The sequence below is a fragment of the Paenibacillus sp. P32E genome, assembly GCF_001909085.1.
Lineage (GTDB): Bacteria > Bacillota > Bacilli > Paenibacillales > Paenibacillaceae > Paenibacillus_AQ > Paenibacillus_AQ helianthi.
Window position 1 is genome coordinate 1 of sequence record NZ_LVYY01000033.1, and the last position, 15,267, is coordinate 15,267.

Here is a 15,267-nt window from a genome sequence, read left to right on the forward strand (position 1 = left end):
ACGTCGATGAGTCTTGCAGGTCATTTCCCTTTGTGTGTTTTCCTGTAAGATATACGATTTCGTATAGGTTTCCCCGTTTTTACGGCGGGTCACCCAGCATCGCCGCCACCTCTGGTTCACTGCATTCCGGGCTGGACTTTGCCTGCAGGCCCTTCGGATTCTTCCTTACGGAAGACACCCTGCCCTTCCGGCAACCTTCGGTTGCCGGAAGTCTGCTTCGGCTACGGCACTTTAAAGGGTAAAGTCACCGGGTGGATTTGAACCACCTAGATAGTGCGACTGTGAGGCGCACACAAAAACCCAGCACCGTAACGGTACTGGGCTTAAGTCTTCAGCCAAGCTGCAAAGACGATTATTGACGTGGCGGCTTTCTGCTGGGTGTATTCTGTATGATTCTAATCACTTTTCCTGCACCTGCTGCATTAGCCGGAATATAGTTATCTGCTTGGTCCACATCATACCTAAAGACAATATCGGCTAAATCGTACATATCTTCCTCCTGACGATCCTCTCGATCGTCATACACAATTAAATTAGGGTGAGCAGATCTAAGTGTGTCAGCATACCTTGGTGAATCAGTCCACATAATGATACGGCCTTGAAATAATGGACGAACATCTAAACCTATTTTGGCAACCGTAAAATTATTGAATGGTTTCACTCGCGCTGCTGCCCCGCTTTCGCCCCCCTGGTGCAAACAAATAATTACAACCTGATCTCCCCCTAGACGCGCCAAGTTCTCCATTAATGTATAGGTTCGATTGTTCGCAGGAGCCTTATAATCTCCTTCTAATAGAGCAACTATCGTCATTGGATGCTTAATCTCCACAGTTATTTGCCTGCTAAGAAACTCCTTGAATTTATCAAACATTCGCATTCACCTCTTTTTGTAGAGTATACCGAATCGGTACTAAACAATCAGAGAGTGGCTACGTATGTGATAGTGAGGCAGTAAAAGCCTCGTCCCCTTTCCACAGTCCTCCCAAGACTGTTTCATTATAAGCGGCCTCCCGGCCGCCCTCACCAGGCGGGACCTCCTCCCGCCTTCTTTTTTAGTCTATTTTATGAAGGAGTTATACACTATGGAATTGATATTTAAAACAGCAGACGGACGTGGACTAGGTGCAAAGAACACGGTCCTATTGGATATATGCCCCTTTTTCGTGAAAACCTTGGCTTACAATCGTATTTTTGATGTGTATATAGAGACCGATAGCTATCAATTACAGAGCTCCCGATCACATTATCTAAATAGTTTCACTCATACAGCACATAACCTGGAGTATAAACCCAATGTCTATGTCCATAAGTCAGATTGGGCTAATCCGTTGCGTCTTTGGCTCATTGGGGATCTTATACATCACATTATCCAGTTTAACCATAACCATAACGATAGTGAATTTACCGGGGTCCTGTTCGACATCCAGCCCTGTGATCTGCCAGCTAGCAAGGACGACGACCTGTACTTTAAAAATTGCATAGTTCAGTATATGGATACCTTGGAAAAAGAGAAATGCAAGATTGATACTTACAATATAAGTCATGATAAAAATTTCAGTCTGAAAATCGTAATGCCCAGGCAGCTCACCCGTTTTTTTGTGGAGGATGCTGCTTTGATCTATGAACGCCTTAATAAAGTTGTTCACCAAGTTATAGTAGTAGAGTATTTAGATTGGGAGGCTGAAAATGAATAGACCATTGATGGGAGACTCTTCATATCCGGTATATTATGCTCTAAAAGCAGGCCTATCCCATAGCATTGGAAATTTCAATCAAATTCTCGCTGCTCTTAAATGTAATAATATGGGTATAAAAACAACAGAAATTAATGAAAATCTTCAAAGTCTTATCTTGCGTGGATTTGTAGAAGAGTACACTGGCAAAAACCCCCACACCGGGTTAGAAAATGACACACTGTACCGTATCGCTGAGTGCGCAGATATTATTTCCTAATTTTAGCTTCCGCTTCTCTCTCTAGTGACGCAAAATAAGCAATCTTATGCTCAATCTTTTGCGCAAAGCTCTGAAAAAATTTAATTTTCTCATCGATCTGCAGCTTATGCGCCTGAAGCAACTTCCGCTGGTCGGGCAGTGCTCCTGTCCCTTCCTGGGATAATGCGATGAACTGCTTAATCTCGGCTATCGGCATCCCCGTGTCCTTCAAGCAGCAGATCAGCGAGATCAACTCCAAATCCTCGTCCTGAAAGCAGCGGTTTCCGTGCTCATCCCGTGCTACAACAGGCAGAACGCCTTCCCTTTCGTAATAACGCAGGGTATATTGGCTTAGTCCGCTTTTTTGTGCTATTGTTTTGATGCTGTACCCCATATTTCTGCTCCATTCCGCCGATTCAGCGTTCAGCTCCGGCAAGTTGATCTACATCTAAATTACCACCAATACGAATCTATGAAAAGAGCGCTAACAAAACTGTTGACTTACACCTAGCTCTAAGGTCTACACTTTACACTGTACCTTACATTTAAGGAGTGAATGATTCATGGTAAAAACAATTAACGTGGGTAACGGTACGCTGGAGGTTGCCCAAATTTCATTAGGATGTATGCGGATTGCCGAATTGTCGGCCAAAGAAGCGGACGTTCATATTCACAGTGCCCTGGAAGCAGGTATTGATTTTTTTGACCATGCAGACATTTATGCCGCCGGCAAAGCCGAAGAAGTATTTGGCGAAGTCGTAGCGAGCAGCCCGGGCATGCGCGACAAGTTGATGATTCAGACCAAATGCGGGATTCGGCAAGGTTTCTTCGACTTCTCCAAAGAACATATTGTGTCATCCGTAGAGAACAGCCTGAAACGCCTCAAAACCGACTATGTGGATGTACTTCTGCTGCACCGTCCCGACACCTTGATGGAGCCTGAGGAAGTGGCTGAAGCCTTCGATGTTCTGGAGCAAAAAGGCATGGTTAAGCACTTCGGTGTCAGCAACCTGAACCCGCTGCAGATTGAGCTGCTCAAAAAAAATGTCAAACAGCCGCTGCTCTTCAATCAGCTGCAGCTTAGCATTATGGTTTCCGGCATGATTGATTCCGGCTTCAACGTCAACATGACCAACTCCGCTTCCGTGGTACATGATGGAGGCATCCTGGAGTACAGCCGTCTGCACGACATGACCATTCAGCCTTGGTCTCCGTTCCAATACGGATTCTTTGAAGGCGTATTCCTGGGCAATGACAAGTTCCCTGAACTGAACCGGGTCATAGACCGTTTGGCTGACGAAAAAGGTGTTGCCGACACTGCCATCGCTATCGCCTGGCTCCTCAGACACCCTGCCAAGATGCAGCCGATTGTAGGTACTACCAATACCAAGCGCCTGCTGGACATCGCCAAGGCTTCGGACATTACCCTATCCAGAGAAGAATGGTACGAAATATACCGTGCGGCAGGCAACATACTTCCGTAAATAAGCTACAGAAATAGAAAACCCGTAAAGACCTTTATGAACAAAGGTTTTTACGGGTTCATGCCTATTACCACAGTTTACTTCAAATAAGTTCCCGTCTCTCCAATTCCGCCCTTGCCATTTAATACATACACTCTTGCATTTCCTTTGCCGGAGCAGGTTAATGTAATCGAGCCGCTATTAACGTACTTGGTATCGCCTGTGACTGCATCCACATAGGTTCCGTTCGGAATTCCGGTAAACGTAGCATTTCCCGAAATCGTAACGAGTGCGAAGCTGTCGATGCCTTTGGCGTTGTCGGTATATCTTCTCTTAAAAGCCAGATTGCCTGATACATTTTCTGTGGAATACTGGCCTTTTTGCAAGGCTGGAACAGCTCTTCTTATTAAATTAAGCTGTCTGATGTGCTTCGCCAATGGATAATTTAGCGATTCCGCAAGTTTGCCGGTTGCATTTGTATATTTGCCGTAATCCTGAACCGTAACACTTCCTTCCATATGATCGCCGAAGTAAGCGCGGCCTGTAGTGCTGAGCGGTGCGTTCGGGCCGGGATCAAGGACCTTCCCCTTTTGGAATTCGACCTCTGAACCGTAGAAAATGGCGGGGATTCCCCGGAAGGTGAACATCAGCGCCAGATTCTCCGCCCAAGTGTCCTGTGTCCCTGCGAATCTTTGATTTTCTGGAGCCTGGTCGGGTGCATAGTCATGAGAGTCCACATAGGTGACATTCCAGGTAGCATCGTTATAGTATTGGTCGCCGCTTCTCATACCAAATGCTTCCTGTGCCGACTTAAAGGCCCAATGCATCGGAAAATCAATCACATCCATCCCCGATTTCATTGAATAGTCAGGCGCATGATAAGTATTACCGTTTAAAAAAGCATTGTTCGAGGTTGGCTGTCCTGCTGTTGTCGAATTATCCGCCCACTCCTGTTCAACCGAAGCTTTGTTGGAAGCGTAGTCATTGGTACTGTCACCCGGGTACGATTTCGAAGCTTTCCAGGTATAGAACGGGGTTGAGATTGCCGGAATCCCACTGTTCCATACATCTCTGTACCGGGTAGCCACTTCACCAAAGATGTAGAAATCAGAGCCTCCTCTGGCCTTCCAGGAAGGAATAAAATATTTATTGAATATATACCGGCTCACATGCTTCACTGTATCAAGGCGGAAAGCATCCACACCCATGTCAATATATTGGTTATAGGAGTTGATTAAATATTGATCCACTACAGGATTTTCCGTGTTCAGGTCAACGCAGTCTCCGGCGATCTGCCCTGTCTGTACAGTGTAAGACTCCCAAGACAAGCTTTTCTCCGTGTGGTACATGTTATTATTGGTCTCTGCAGTCTTCATTAAGGCAAGTCTTGCCTGATACTGCTGATCGGGGGTCATGGAGTCATAGTTTGCCGGCAGCTTATCTGTTATTTTCATCATGTTATTCACAGTGTCCGCTTTAGTTGGATCTTTCTTGAACATAGGGAACAGATTCTCTTCACCAAAATTACCCGTATGATTGACAACGATATCCTGAATAATCTTCAGCCCTTTGGCATGCGCCGCATTGATCAAATCCTGATAAGACGCTCCTGCCGATTCATATCTTGGATCTACTTTGGCAAAATTGATCGCGTGGTAGCCATGATAATCATATCCGCTCGCATTCTGCACAACAGGTGTAATCCAGATGGCACTGAAGCCAAGAGCCTTGATGTAATCGAGCTTTTGAATCAGCCCTTTGAAGTCTCCTCTCCAAGCCGGGTCGGAGTCCGGATTTCCCGCCTTCGCATCATCCCATGCGTGTACGTTGTTGCTCGGATCGCCATCATAGAACCGGGAAGTGATCACGAAGTAAATGGAGTCCTCACGGAAATCGCCTGACTTTCCAATGTTGTACACAAAGCTCTGTGTGTTTTGATTCCCGGCACCGTCTACCACAAGAAATTTCAGAGTTGTAGTCTTAGAAATGAGAATAGACGGCCCTGCCAGGCCAGCCAACGCATTACCGGAGATATAGAGTTTGGAACTTGTCGTTGGTTCCGTACCATCATCTGTGTAATAGGCCTTAGTTGTTGCCGCTTTGTTGTCTTTGATGTTAAAAGATACAGTAACCTCGGAATCTGAATGCCCAACTGGCAGATTGGCTGTAATTGTAGGCGCTTGCAGATCAGCATTTAGATCAATGACATAAGCGAAAGAAGCAATGCTTCCAGCTTGACCGAGTGCGTTGACACCGAAGGCCTTGATCGTTACAGAGGAAGCAACCTGAACTGGAGCAGTATACAGAGTCGATGAAGCTGTAGGCGTCGATCCGTCTGTCGTATAGTAGATTTTATCGCCGCTGTTACTGCTTGAAAGCGTCACTGTTTGGGCGGAATCATATGTTTTTGGTACAGGGGCGGCTGAAACCACCGGTATCTTGGGACTTTCCGGATTGGCATCATACCACACGTTATCTGTGTAGTACCAGCCCTCCTTCACACCGCGGGACAAATCAGCCGTCTGTTTGCCGTTGCCATCATTAAAGATAAGACTTGTGCCTGTAGCTCCAGTAATAGTATAGCTGTACCAGCCATTTCCGTCCGCATTCATCAGAATCCCCGGCCACGCTCCGCTTGCAGGAACCGTTGCAGGGCTCAAATTCCAGTAATGGATTCGCAGCGCCGAATTCCAGCTCGAAGGCTTCTTAATGTGAACCGTTACCCCTGTAGTAGGCGTAGGCGTTACAGTCGGTGTCGGTGTCGGTGTTGGTGTTGGTGTGACTGTTGCCGTGGCTGTTGGTGTGACTGTTGCCGTGGCTGTTGGTGTTGGTGTTGGTGTTGGTGTTGGTGTTGGTGTTGGTGTTGGTGTTGGTGTTGGTGTTGGTGTTGGTGTTGGTGTTGGTGTGACTGTCGGAGATGCCGTGACTGTCGGTGTTGGCGAAGTTCCAGCCGCGACCTTGATGTAATCAATATTGATATTTCCAGTGTCGGTTGAATCGTATCTATATGCAATTGTATTATTACCCGCCTGCAGGGAGAGCGTTTCTGTTTGGTCGCCCCATGTATCCCAACTTGCCAGGCTTGCGAGAGCCGTTTGCTTCACCTTTGTTCCGTTAACGTAAATAGAAACGTTTTTGGCGCTTCCGGTGGCATTTGTGTAATGAAGAGTGGTATTAAAGGCTGTTGAGGCAGAAGCCTGAACAGTGAAAGTGGTGGCTGCTCCACTGGCTGTATACCCATCAACAAACCCGGTTCCCGAATACCCGGTGTGATCCGAATTTATTTTCGCCCCACCTGATAAGGCTGCGCTCTCAGCTTCATATTTCCCGGCGACCGGAATAACGGCCGTCCAGTTCTTTCCGCCATTGTTATCCCAGATGTCTGTTGGAGCTGTGATGTGATAACAATAAATTAATGTGGCGCCCTCAGGGGCATTAATATTTGCTGTAAATGTAGTCCCTGTCTTCGACATCGCTGTATCCGTAATATTGGTCCAATTATTAGTGCTCCAATGCAGCGTCACTGCTGTTGCCGTGGAATTCGTATAGTTAACTGTATAATCAGTATTGCTGGCAGATGCCCCGCCGGATAAACCAAACAAGCCAAAACATAGCGCAAAAATGATCAACCAAGAAATAAAAGACCTAGTTTTTTGCCGTTGCAAGCAAACAACCTCCTTTTAAAATTATCACTGCGCAAACGTTTGCATTTTAAAGAAAAAAAATAAGTCCTCCAACATTGTTCATATCTCACCCCCTTATTTCACATATTGTATGCGTTTGCAAGTTTACTTTTATGATTATAATCTCCAATCTTTTCCTGGTCAACAATAATTTTGGTTATATGGCCATCTGGGGCGCTGCCAGACAAAAGAAACCGGACCCATAACAGCCGTAGGCACAGCGGTCAACGTCACTGTTCAGCGCCCCATGCCCTGAGAATGGGTTTTCTATTATTCATTTTGTCAATTTCCCGCACTAATCGAGTTGGCTGCTTGTTACCTTTTTCAAACGTGAAATGTTCTTGAAATCCCATTAATAATTAGGAAAACCCCTATAACTCTCAGTATGAATCTCGAGGTTCTGTCGTCTTTTCTAAAAATGACCTGACCAAGTGTTCCAATAAACACGTTAATAAGTATTCCAACAATAAGCTCCACAATCCCTATTAGTTCCACTGTACCCAATCTAATCCCTTCCCGATTTCATATTTTGAATCTCCTTCAGCCCTTCAATACCTTGAGTTCTCTATTCATAAATAAGAGGCCGGCTGCGAAGCCTATAATTCCAATTCCAACGAATACAGCTAATGGAATCCATTCTGAAGCAATCGCCTGATGGTCGAAAATCACGGCCGATAACGATTGTATAGCCCACGATTCCGGAGTGAATTTGGATATGATCCGCATGAAGTTTGGTGCCATTTCCATAGAGAAGAAGGAGCCTCCAAGCATACCGGTTACCGCTATGATAATTGAAGCAGAGGACGTAAACTGTTTCTGATTCCGCATAAACGGGATAACAATCATAGTGATACTGGTCAATGCAAATAAATAAGCAGCGAAAAGAATTCCGACCGCAAGCGCATTGTCTGCGATACTAATCTTTAGCAAATATTTACCGGCAGCCAAAATGACCAGAACATGGACAGTCCCGAACAGATAGGTAGCCGTCATTTTTGCCAGCAGATATTTCTTATAATCAATAGGTGTGCTCAATAATCTGTCTAAGGTATTGTTTTCTCTTTCATCAATTAGGGTCCGTAATCCCTGAATAACAACGAACCAAATGAACATAACCAGAAAACCGATTAGCCTTGCTGTGGCATTGTCATGAGTCTTCTCTCCACTACTTAGAGTTTGGTCATCTATCGTTAGATTCGAGATCTCATTGATGCCTTTAAATACGCTGGTTGTAATTCCGGGGCCATCTACATTGAATCCCGTAGAGATCACCTTTGAGTCATGAATCACTTTTTGGAGTGTGCTTACTTCACCGGTAATAATCTCTTTTAGAATCGTCCCTTCACCGTTTTCAACATTTTGCACAAAATAAATAGGCAAATCTTCACCGGACCCAGATAATAGATGGCTGCCAAAACCCTGATTCACAACCAAACCAAAGGGAATATCCTGATCATCTACCTTTTTTTTGATAGTGGCTTCATCAGAATGTACAATTTTCACTTGGGTCTGTTTCTGAATCATATCCATGAGTTGTTTTGAGTACTCACTATGGTCCGCATCAGCTACATATACGCTTTCCTGGCTGCTTCCTTGTGAAAAGGAGAACAAGAAGGTCAAAATTAGGGGAAGCGCGATTGTTGCAAAAACCGCGGTTCTATTTCGAAACATCAGTTTCAGCTGATTTTTTACCATGACTATAAATTGCACGTTTACTCCACCCTTTTCCGTTGTATACCCTAATGTTAAAGATAATAAATATCAGCCCTATACCTATAAGCTCCAACAAATCAATATACATGCCGTCAAGACCCATCCCTTGGCATACCTTTACATAGGAATTTATTGCTTTACCGTTGGGGAGGATCTCCTGAATAACGCGCAGGCTGTCCGGCAATCCACTTTTAGGGATAAGACTCCCGCCCAAAAAGCTGAAAATGTACAGCACTGGAGAAGCCAAACTGGAAACAGCCACATGGTCTTTCGCGGTAAAGCCCCACAGCAGAATAATGCTGCCAATGGCAAAAGCATAAACAATAGTAATGACAAGGAGGTCATAATAATTCCCCCATTTCATCTGGAACACAACCCGGCTAATAATGATCACAATAACCATTTGGATAACAACGGATAAAATAATCCCAAAAAGTTTGCCCAGCACATACTGTATATTTAATGTTGGTGTAGATTTGATTCGAAACATGGTGTGGTTTTGCTTCTCATCCACGATGCTATGAACCAGCACAAATGCCGTCATAATGGAGAACATAACTACCATAGCGATCGAATAATACTGCATAGCATCTATGGGTACGGCTTCTTTATTGGTTGGCACCTCTCGTATGTTAAGACTGAGCTCCTTATTTCCTGATATTTGGCTCATAACCTTCTCCATTTTATCTTTAGGAACATTTCCTTTGCTGCTTATGATCTGGAGGATCGTACTTTGTTCAACATTCTTTGTCCTGACACTTGCACTGAACCGGTCCAGAATAGTTGCGACTATCTCTTTATCCAGAGGCTTATCGTTGTCACCCATCAAGACGATATTCGTTTGTTCATTATTCATAGCGGCCTTAGTGAAGCTTTCCGGTACGTATACAAATACTGCAACCTGACCATCTTTTAGTAAATGCTTGCCCTGGTTATAACTGGTGGCTTCTTTTAAATTTACAATTCCCTCCAGATCCTTTTGCTTAAATACGTTATCTCTTAAGACATTCCCCAAGGATACGAACTCAGTCCCCTCATAAGTGCCCTTATCTGAATTATAAAAAGCTACATTAAACGTTTTGATTTGCGAACTCGAATCACTGAATACCGTTCCCAGGATGAGTATCAGTATGGATGGAAACAGAATAAGCTTTAGATAAAATGTTTTATTTTTAGTCAGCAACCGCAGATCCAATAGAAATAGCCGTAATAGCTTTCTCAAAATCTCACCCCCTCGCTACCCCCTTAAGGCCTTACCTGTGATCTGTAGAAAAATACTCTCCAAGTTCACTTCCTCATATTTGAAACTGGTAAGCTTAAGTCCTAATTTTTTGATGTCATCCACAAACTCAATCACATTCTTGTCACTCGTAGAAACCAGCATACTGATCTGATTGCCCGCTATACTAACCTTGGAAATTCCGGGAATCCGGTCTAACTTTTCAAGTGCACCCTCACTCGCTTCACTAAAACTAACGGTCAATGTGTCACATGCCGCCAGGCTTTGCTTTAGTTCTTCTTTAGTTCCCTGTGCGATCAAGGAGCCATGGTCGATGATGGCAACATTCTTACACAAGTATTCCACTTCCTCCATGTAGTGACTTGTATAAATCACCGTCATCCCTCTGTCCTGATTCAGTTTTTTCACAGTCTCCAGGATATGATTTCGGGATTGGGGATCAATACCTACAGTGGGTTCATCCAAAATCAACAATTTGGGATCATTCATTAGGGCAACACCGATATTGACCCGGCGTTTCATCCCTCCGGAGAACTCGGCAACATCCTGGTTTTTCTTGTCCTGTAGTTCGATAATTTCCAGTACTTCATTGGTTCTGGTTTTAAGCCTTTTCCCGGAAAGTCCATATAGGCTGCCGAAAAACTCCAGATTCTCTTTGGCGCTTAAGGCTTGATACAATGCTAAATCCTGCGGGACAATACCCATGATTTTCTTAATATCTATAGGTTTTTCCCTAAGGGACTTGTTATCAATCGTTATACTCCCGCTGGTTGGCGCAAGCACCGTGCTTATCATAGATACGGTCGTCGACTTACCGGCTCCATTTGGTCCTAACAAACCAAAAATCTCACCACGCTTCACGTGTAGCGAAATATTATTAACTACAGTGACATCATTGTATTTTTTGGTCAAATTTGTTAACTCAAGCATCTGTAAAGCACCTCTCGTTCATTTCTTGTTCTGTTATCATTCTACCCCCCCATCCAATTTAAAAATATTTACTATAGTACTCAATCTGAGTATTACTTTAGTTATCACTTACATCATTACTTTAGTCATATAGGAATGGCACTGCATAGTGGGGAGAAACTAAAATATGCCGTCCATACAGTAATCAGTCTGTAGATCAGACAGAGTACTGCAGGACGGCATACAGGAGCAAATTGGAATAAGTCAAATGTGGGCAAGCAATACTGCAGGACTACAGCGATTTTTGCAGACATAGTGTTAATTCAGTTCTATTCTTCAGCTCTAGTTTCTCAAACATTCTTGAGACATAATTTTTGACAGTACCTTCTGTAATAAATAGGTCATTACTAATCTCTTTATTACTCTTACCTTCCATAATACATTTGGCAACCTCAAGTTCACGTGGCGTAAGCAACTGTAGAATCTGCTCATTCTGTATGTTCTCTGAACCTGTGTTCTTCACAGAATTCAGCGCATTCACTACTTCCCGTGTAATCTTGGGATTCAACAGGATGTTCCCCTCACAGGCAGTCTTAATGGAATACAAAATTTCCTGAGAGCCCGAATCTTTTAGAATATACCCATCCGCCCCATTTTTAAGACCGGTAAAAATATACTCACTATCATTAAAAGTGGTAAGAATGATAACCTTGATCTCAGGGTACTTAGCTTTCACCAGTTTTGTAGCTTCGATTCCATTCATTACCGGCATTTTAATGTCCATTAGAACAACCTCAGGAGAAGTGTATGTGAGAAGCTCCAACGCCTCTTCTCCATTGGATGCTTCGCCGATAACATGAATTTCCTCATGCAGGCTAAGAATCATCTTCAAGCCTTCCCGTACAATTTGCTGATCATCCACTATAATAATATTCACCATGAGTGTGCCTCCTTATTTATTAAACTCGAAATCAAGAGCAATTTTAGGAATATTGGCCTCAACACTAAATCCTGTAGATCCCCCCGAGTAAAAATTAACTTTCCCACCTAGGGCAACGATCCTGTTTTCTATCCCCTGAATCCCCTTCGATTTAATGATCTCTGTGCAATCCGCTCCATTATTATGAATGAGCAAGGAGATTTGATCAGAAAATTTATGGATTTTAATGGAAAAGTGTGTAGCCTCACCATGTTTAATGCCATTGGTGATAGACTCCTGAACCGTTTTGTAAATACAATTTTTGATGTCGGAATCCACATATTCAATTTCTTCATCCATGTTCAGTTCAAAATGAATCTTATTCGTTTCAAGGAAGTTGTCAAAGATCTCGTGAAAGGATTGCCGGAGTTCCTTAGAGGATCCCTCCTCCCCAAGAAGAACTACCGTTTTACGAAGCTTGACGATGCATTCCTTGGAAAGCTCTTGAGATTTGTTTATCGTAAGCTTTGCTTTACCTGGCTCCATATCCATAACTGTATTTGCATATTCTAGATTCATATTTAAAGCTATAAGATAGTGCCCCAGTGAATCATGAAGTTCTTGGGCAATCCTATTCCTTTCTTTGGAGATAGTCAGCTCCTGAATCTTGCCTGAATACTCCTGCAATGTGGTATTGGCAATTTGTAATTCTTGATTGAGTTCTTGGGTCCGAGTTTTTTCTATTAATACATTTCGAAATAAGTAGACAATTGCGATAATTACTAAATATGAAGACAGGATATCCTTAACAGCATTATGATCTGCTATCAGTGAAGCTGTGAAGATAGCAAAATGCAAGCATAATACATACATAGGGATTTTTTGAGTACTCACAATAATTTCAACAAGTAAAATAATTATGTAAATTTGTGTGCCTATGCAGTAAACCTTAAACAGCAAAAAACCAGCTAAAATATTACTAACGATAAAGGATACATACCATAGAACCTTAGACTGGTTCTGAAATTTGCCTCTGGTGAAATCATTCACGAGTAAAGCTACAGTAACCAGGATAAAATACAGAATAGATTGTGAATCAGCCGGATATTTTTGAATAATAGTGGCGAATATGGAGAACAAAGAAAAACCTTTAATCATTCTTTGCACAACCATTCTACTGTCCATGGTATACATGTCTTTCATAATCGATACCTTCTTACTCAGATTGAAGTAATAACCCAAAAATAAAGTCTAGCTACACTATAACATAAACCTGTTTATCCATAAAAATCCTTTTTAGCTCACCGTACTATAAATAGTCTTAGTGGTTAATACTAAAAACTGCAATTAATGTATATGAAATAATCTGCTGTATTACTCATCAATATATAAATAAAAACATAAAAAAGGGTTTATAAATCTGCTTATCAGCAAATTTATAAACCCTTTTGGTATACCGGCGAGAGGACTCGAACCTCCACGGTTTCCCACTCGATTTTGAGTCGAGCGCGTCTGCCATTCCGCCACGCCGGCATATACATATGAATTAGTTCTTAAATAAAAATGGAGGCGCCACCCAGACTCGAACTGGGGATAAAGCTTTTGCAGAGCTTTGCCTTACCACTTGGCTATGGCGCCATAAAAATGGAGCGGACGACGGGAATCGAACCCGCGACCCTCGCCTTGGCAAGGCGATGCTCTACCGCTGAGCCACGTCCGCATAAATGGCTGGGGATATAGGAATCGAACCTATGAATGACGGAGTCAAAGTCCGTTGCCTTACCGCTTGGCTAATCCCCAATATTCAATTTAGATAGATGGGGCGACTGATGGGTCTCGAACCCACGAATGCCGGAACCACAATCCGGTGCGTTAACCCCTTCGCCACAGTCGCCATATGAAACTGTTAGAATACATACAAAACAATCATTTTAAAAGAAATGGGGCGGCCGATGGGTCTCGAACCCACGAATGCCGGAACCACAATCCGGTGCGTTAACCCCTTCGCCACGGCCGCCATATTAAGCTTTTAAAATTAGTTTGGCAGGGGCAGCAGGAATTGAACCCACACCAACGGTTTTGGAGACCGTTGTTCTACCTTTAAACTATGCCCCTAAAAATGGTGGAGGCTGATGGATTCGAACCACCGAACACGTACGTGAGCAGATTTACAGTCTGATGCGTTTGGCCACTTCGCTAAGCCTCCAAGGATGGTGCCGGCGAGAAGACTTGAACTCCCAACCTACTGATTACAAGTCAGTTGCTCTACCAATTGAGCTACACCGGCATATTAAGTTGTATTTAAATGGTGGCGCGGGAGGGAATCGAACCCCCGACACAAGGATTTTCAGTCCTTTGCTCTACCGACTGAGCTACCGAGCCATATAAAATTGGCCAAATTAATGGCGGAACCGACGGGATTCGAACCCGCGATCTCCTGCGTGACAGGCAGGCATGTTAGGCCAACTACACCACGGTTCCAAATTGGTTGCGGGGGCAGGATTTGAACCTGCGGCCTTCGGGTTATGAGCCCGACGAGCTACCGGGCTGCTCCACCCCGCGTCAGTAAAAACTTATCAAAAGCACTATGGTGGAGGCTGAGGGGTTCGAACCCCCGACCCTCTGCTTGTAAGGCAGATGCTCTCCCAGCTGAGCTAAGCCTCCATATGTGCGCCTGGTATAAATAATTGGTGACCCGTATGGGATTCGAACCCATGTTACCTCCGTGAAAGGGAGGTGTCTTAACCCCTTGACCAACGGGCCATACCTTTAATAAAAGTGGCGGAGAGAGAGGGATTCGAACCCTCGAGACGCTTGTGGCGCCTACACGATTTCCAATCGTGCTCCTTCGGCCAAACTCGGACACCTCTCCATATGGCTCCCCGAACAGGACTCGAACCTGTGACAACTCGATTAACAGTCGAGTGCTCTACCAACTGAGCTATCAGGGAATATATCAGGCTGGATCGCCTGAAAACTGAATCCGAAACGAATCTGCGTTTTATGATTTGGATAAGCCCTCGACCGATTAGTATTGGTCAGCTCCATGCATTGCTGCACTTCCACCTCCAACCTATCTACCTCGTCGTCTTCAAGGGGTCTTACTAATTGGGAAATCTCATCTTGAGGGGGGCTTCACGCTTAGATGCTTTCAGCGCTTATCCCGTCCGTACGTAGCTACTCAGCCATGCTCCTGGCGGAACAACTGATGCACCAGCGGTACGTCCATCCCGGTCCTCTCGTACTAAGGACAGCTCCTCTCAAATTTCCTGCGCCCACGACAGATAGGGACCGAACTGTCTCACGACGTTCTGAACCCAGCTCGCGTACCGCTTTAATGGGCGAACAGCCCAACCCTTGGGACCTACTTCAGCCCCAGGATGCGATGAGCCGACATCGAGGTGCCAA

General features: G+C 44.2%; 13 protein-coding genes, 16 tRNA genes and 1 rRNA gene. 4 read left to right on the forward strand and 26 right to left on the reverse strand.

The annotated features are described in order from the left end of the window. Positions 1 to 242: hypothetical protein (locus tag A3848_RS32705; RefSeq protein WP_208619429.1), on the forward strand; the 242-nt coding region annotated here is incomplete at its 5' end. Between the two features lie 110 nt (positions 243 to 352). On the opposite strand, the gene A3848_RS22735 is transcribed toward A3848_RS32705, so the two are convergent. After that, positions 353 to 871 carry a hypothetical protein gene (locus A3848_RS22735; protein WP_074087166.1) on the reverse strand — a complete coding sequence of 173 codons (519 nt, stop codon included), beginning with the start codon at positions 869 to 871 and terminating at the stop codon, positions 353 to 355. A gap of 211 nt (positions 872 to 1,082) precedes the next feature. Between A3848_RS22735 and A3848_RS22740 the strand changes: the two genes are divergently transcribed. Continuing rightward, complete coding sequence (locus tag A3848_RS22740; RefSeq protein ID WP_074087168.1) at positions 1,083 to 1,694, forward strand: hypothetical protein; 612 nt, start codon at positions 1,083 to 1,085, stop codon at positions 1,692 to 1,694. Then, the gene (locus A3848_RS22745) at positions 1,687 to 1,953 is read left to right on the forward strand and encodes a hypothetical protein (protein WP_074087170.1); all 267 of its coding nucleotides are present in this window, start codon (positions 1,687 to 1,689) and stop codon (positions 1,951 to 1,953) included. Before A3848_RS22740 ends, A3848_RS22745 begins: the two co-directional genes overlap by 8 nt. On the opposite strand, the gene A3848_RS22750 is transcribed toward A3848_RS22745, so the two are convergent. Then, the gene (locus A3848_RS22750; protein ID WP_083607075.1) at positions 1,943 to 2,368 is read right to left on the reverse strand and encodes a MerR family transcriptional regulator; all 426 of its coding nucleotides are present in this window, start codon (positions 2,366 to 2,368) and stop codon (positions 1,943 to 1,945) included. The two genes, A3848_RS22745 and A3848_RS22750, sit on opposite strands and share 11 nt — an antisense overlap. A gap of 127 nt (positions 2,369 to 2,495) precedes the next feature. Between A3848_RS22750 and A3848_RS22755 the strand changes: the two genes are divergently transcribed. Continuing rightward, positions 2,496 to 3,416 (forward strand): aldo/keto reductase, encoded by a 921-nt coding sequence (locus tag A3848_RS22755; RefSeq protein ID WP_074087171.1) that lies wholly within the window; start codon positions 2,496 to 2,498, stop codon positions 3,414 to 3,416. A 77-nt stretch (positions 3,417 to 3,493) separates the two neighbouring features. Here the strand turns inward: A3848_RS22755 and A3848_RS22760 are convergent, their stop codons facing one another. From A3848_RS22760 to A3848_RS22875, 24 genes are all read right to left on the reverse strand, one after another. Then, positions 3,494 to 7,060, reverse strand: a complete 3,567-nt coding sequence (locus A3848_RS22760; RefSeq protein WP_074087173.1) for an alpha-amylase family glycosyl hydrolase — start codon at positions 7,058 to 7,060, stop codon at positions 3,494 to 3,496. Positions 7,061 to 7,402: 342 nt separating this feature from the next. Next, positions 7,403 to 7,582 (reverse strand): hypothetical protein, encoded by a 180-nt coding sequence (locus A3848_RS22765; RefSeq protein ID WP_074087174.1) that lies wholly within the window; start codon positions 7,580 to 7,582, stop codon positions 7,403 to 7,405. A gap of 36 nt (positions 7,583 to 7,618) precedes the next feature. Further along, complete coding sequence (locus tag A3848_RS22770; protein WP_083612302.1) at positions 7,619 to 8,788, reverse strand: ABC transporter permease; 1,170 nt, start codon at positions 8,786 to 8,788, stop codon at positions 7,619 to 7,621. Next, complete coding sequence (locus A3848_RS22775) at positions 8,736 to 10,013, reverse strand: ABC transporter permease (RefSeq protein ID WP_074087177.1); 1,278 nt, start codon at positions 10,011 to 10,013, stop codon at positions 8,736 to 8,738. Before A3848_RS22775 ends, A3848_RS22770 begins: the two co-directional genes overlap by 53 nt. Before the next feature lie 15 nt (positions 10,014 to 10,028). Then, positions 10,029 to 10,961: an ABC transporter ATP-binding protein gene (locus A3848_RS22780; protein ID WP_074087178.1), complete on the reverse strand. Its 933-nt coding sequence runs from the start codon at positions 10,959 to 10,961 to the stop codon at positions 10,029 to 10,031. Between the two features lie 271 nt (positions 10,962 to 11,232). Next, positions 11,233 to 11,877 carry a response regulator gene (locus A3848_RS22785; protein ID WP_178382061.1) on the reverse strand — a complete coding sequence of 215 codons (645 nt, stop codon included), beginning with the start codon at positions 11,875 to 11,877 and terminating at the stop codon, positions 11,233 to 11,235. 15 nt (positions 11,878 to 11,892) lie between these two features. After that, positions 11,893 to 13,062 (reverse strand): sensor histidine kinase, encoded by a 1,170-nt coding sequence (locus tag A3848_RS22790; protein ID WP_074087180.1) that lies wholly within the window; start codon positions 13,060 to 13,062, stop codon positions 11,893 to 11,895. A 251-nt stretch (positions 13,063 to 13,313) separates the two neighbouring features. Continuing rightward, positions 13,314 to 13,392, reverse strand: a tRNA-Leu gene (locus A3848_RS22795). A gap of 31 nt (positions 13,393 to 13,423) precedes the next feature. Next, positions 13,424 to 13,497: transfer RNA gene (locus A3848_RS22800), tRNA-Cys, on the reverse strand. Between the two features lie 7 nt (positions 13,498 to 13,504). Next, positions 13,505 to 13,579 (reverse strand) — tRNA-Gly (locus A3848_RS22805). A gap of 5 nt (positions 13,580 to 13,584) precedes the next feature. Then, positions 13,585 to 13,659: transfer RNA gene (locus tag A3848_RS22810), tRNA-Gln, on the reverse strand. A gap of 18 nt (positions 13,660 to 13,677) precedes the next feature. Then, positions 13,678 to 13,753 (reverse strand) — tRNA-His (locus A3848_RS22815). 47 nt (positions 13,754 to 13,800) lie between these two features. Next, positions 13,801 to 13,876 (reverse strand) — tRNA-His (locus tag A3848_RS22820). Positions 13,877 to 13,900: 24 nt separating this feature from the next. Beyond that, positions 13,901 to 13,974, reverse strand: a tRNA-Trp gene (locus A3848_RS22825). 5 nt (positions 13,975 to 13,979) lie between these two features. Next, a tRNA-Tyr gene (locus tag A3848_RS22830) sits at positions 13,980 to 14,065 on the reverse strand. Positions 14,066 to 14,070: 5 nt separating this feature from the next. Then, positions 14,071 to 14,146: transfer RNA gene (locus A3848_RS22835), tRNA-Thr, on the reverse strand. Positions 14,147 to 14,165: 19 nt separating this feature from the next. Next, positions 14,166 to 14,241, reverse strand: a tRNA-Phe gene (locus tag A3848_RS22840). A 21-nt stretch (positions 14,242 to 14,262) separates the two neighbouring features. Next, positions 14,263 to 14,340: transfer RNA gene (locus A3848_RS22845), tRNA-Asp, on the reverse strand. A gap of 4 nt (positions 14,341 to 14,344) precedes the next feature. Then, positions 14,345 to 14,421, reverse strand: a tRNA-Met gene (locus A3848_RS22850). Between the two features lie 26 nt (positions 14,422 to 14,447). Next, positions 14,448 to 14,523: transfer RNA gene (locus tag A3848_RS22855), tRNA-Val, on the reverse strand. Positions 14,524 to 14,547: 24 nt separating this feature from the next. Next, positions 14,548 to 14,622, reverse strand: a tRNA-Glu gene (locus A3848_RS22860). A gap of 16 nt (positions 14,623 to 14,638) precedes the next feature. Then, a tRNA-Ser gene (locus A3848_RS22865) sits at positions 14,639 to 14,731 on the reverse strand. Between the two features lie 3 nt (positions 14,732 to 14,734). Continuing rightward, positions 14,735 to 14,810: transfer RNA gene (locus tag A3848_RS22870), tRNA-Asn, on the reverse strand. Positions 14,811 to 14,867: 57 nt separating this feature from the next. Continuing rightward, positions 14,868 to 15,267: ribosomal RNA gene (locus A3848_RS22875) — 23S ribosomal RNA — on the reverse strand; the annotation flags it as partial.

Bases quoted from the DNA above. Each gene is read 5' to 3' on its own strand.
- A3848_RS22735 (WP_074087166.1), bottom strand. From the start codon at position 871: ATGTTTGATAAATTCAAGGAGTTTCTTAGCAGGCAAATAACTGTGGAG.
- A3848_RS22740 (WP_074087168.1), top strand. From the start codon at position 1,083: ATGGAATTGATATTTAAAACAGCAGACGGACGTGGACTAGGTGCAAAG.
- A3848_RS22745 (WP_074087170.1), top strand. From the start codon at position 1,687: ATGAATAGACCATTGATGGGAGACTCTTCATATCCGGTATATTATGCT.
- A3848_RS22755 (WP_074087171.1), top strand. From the start codon at position 2,496: ATGGTAAAAACAATTAACGTGGGTAACGGTACGCTGGAGGTTGCCCAA.
- A3848_RS22780 (WP_074087178.1), bottom strand. From the start codon at position 10,961: ATGCTTGAGTTAACAAATTTGACCAAAAAATACAATGATGTCACTGTA.
- A3848_RS22790 (WP_074087180.1), bottom strand. From the start codon at position 13,062: ATGAAAGACATGTATACCATGGACAGTAGAATGGTTGTGCAAAGAATG.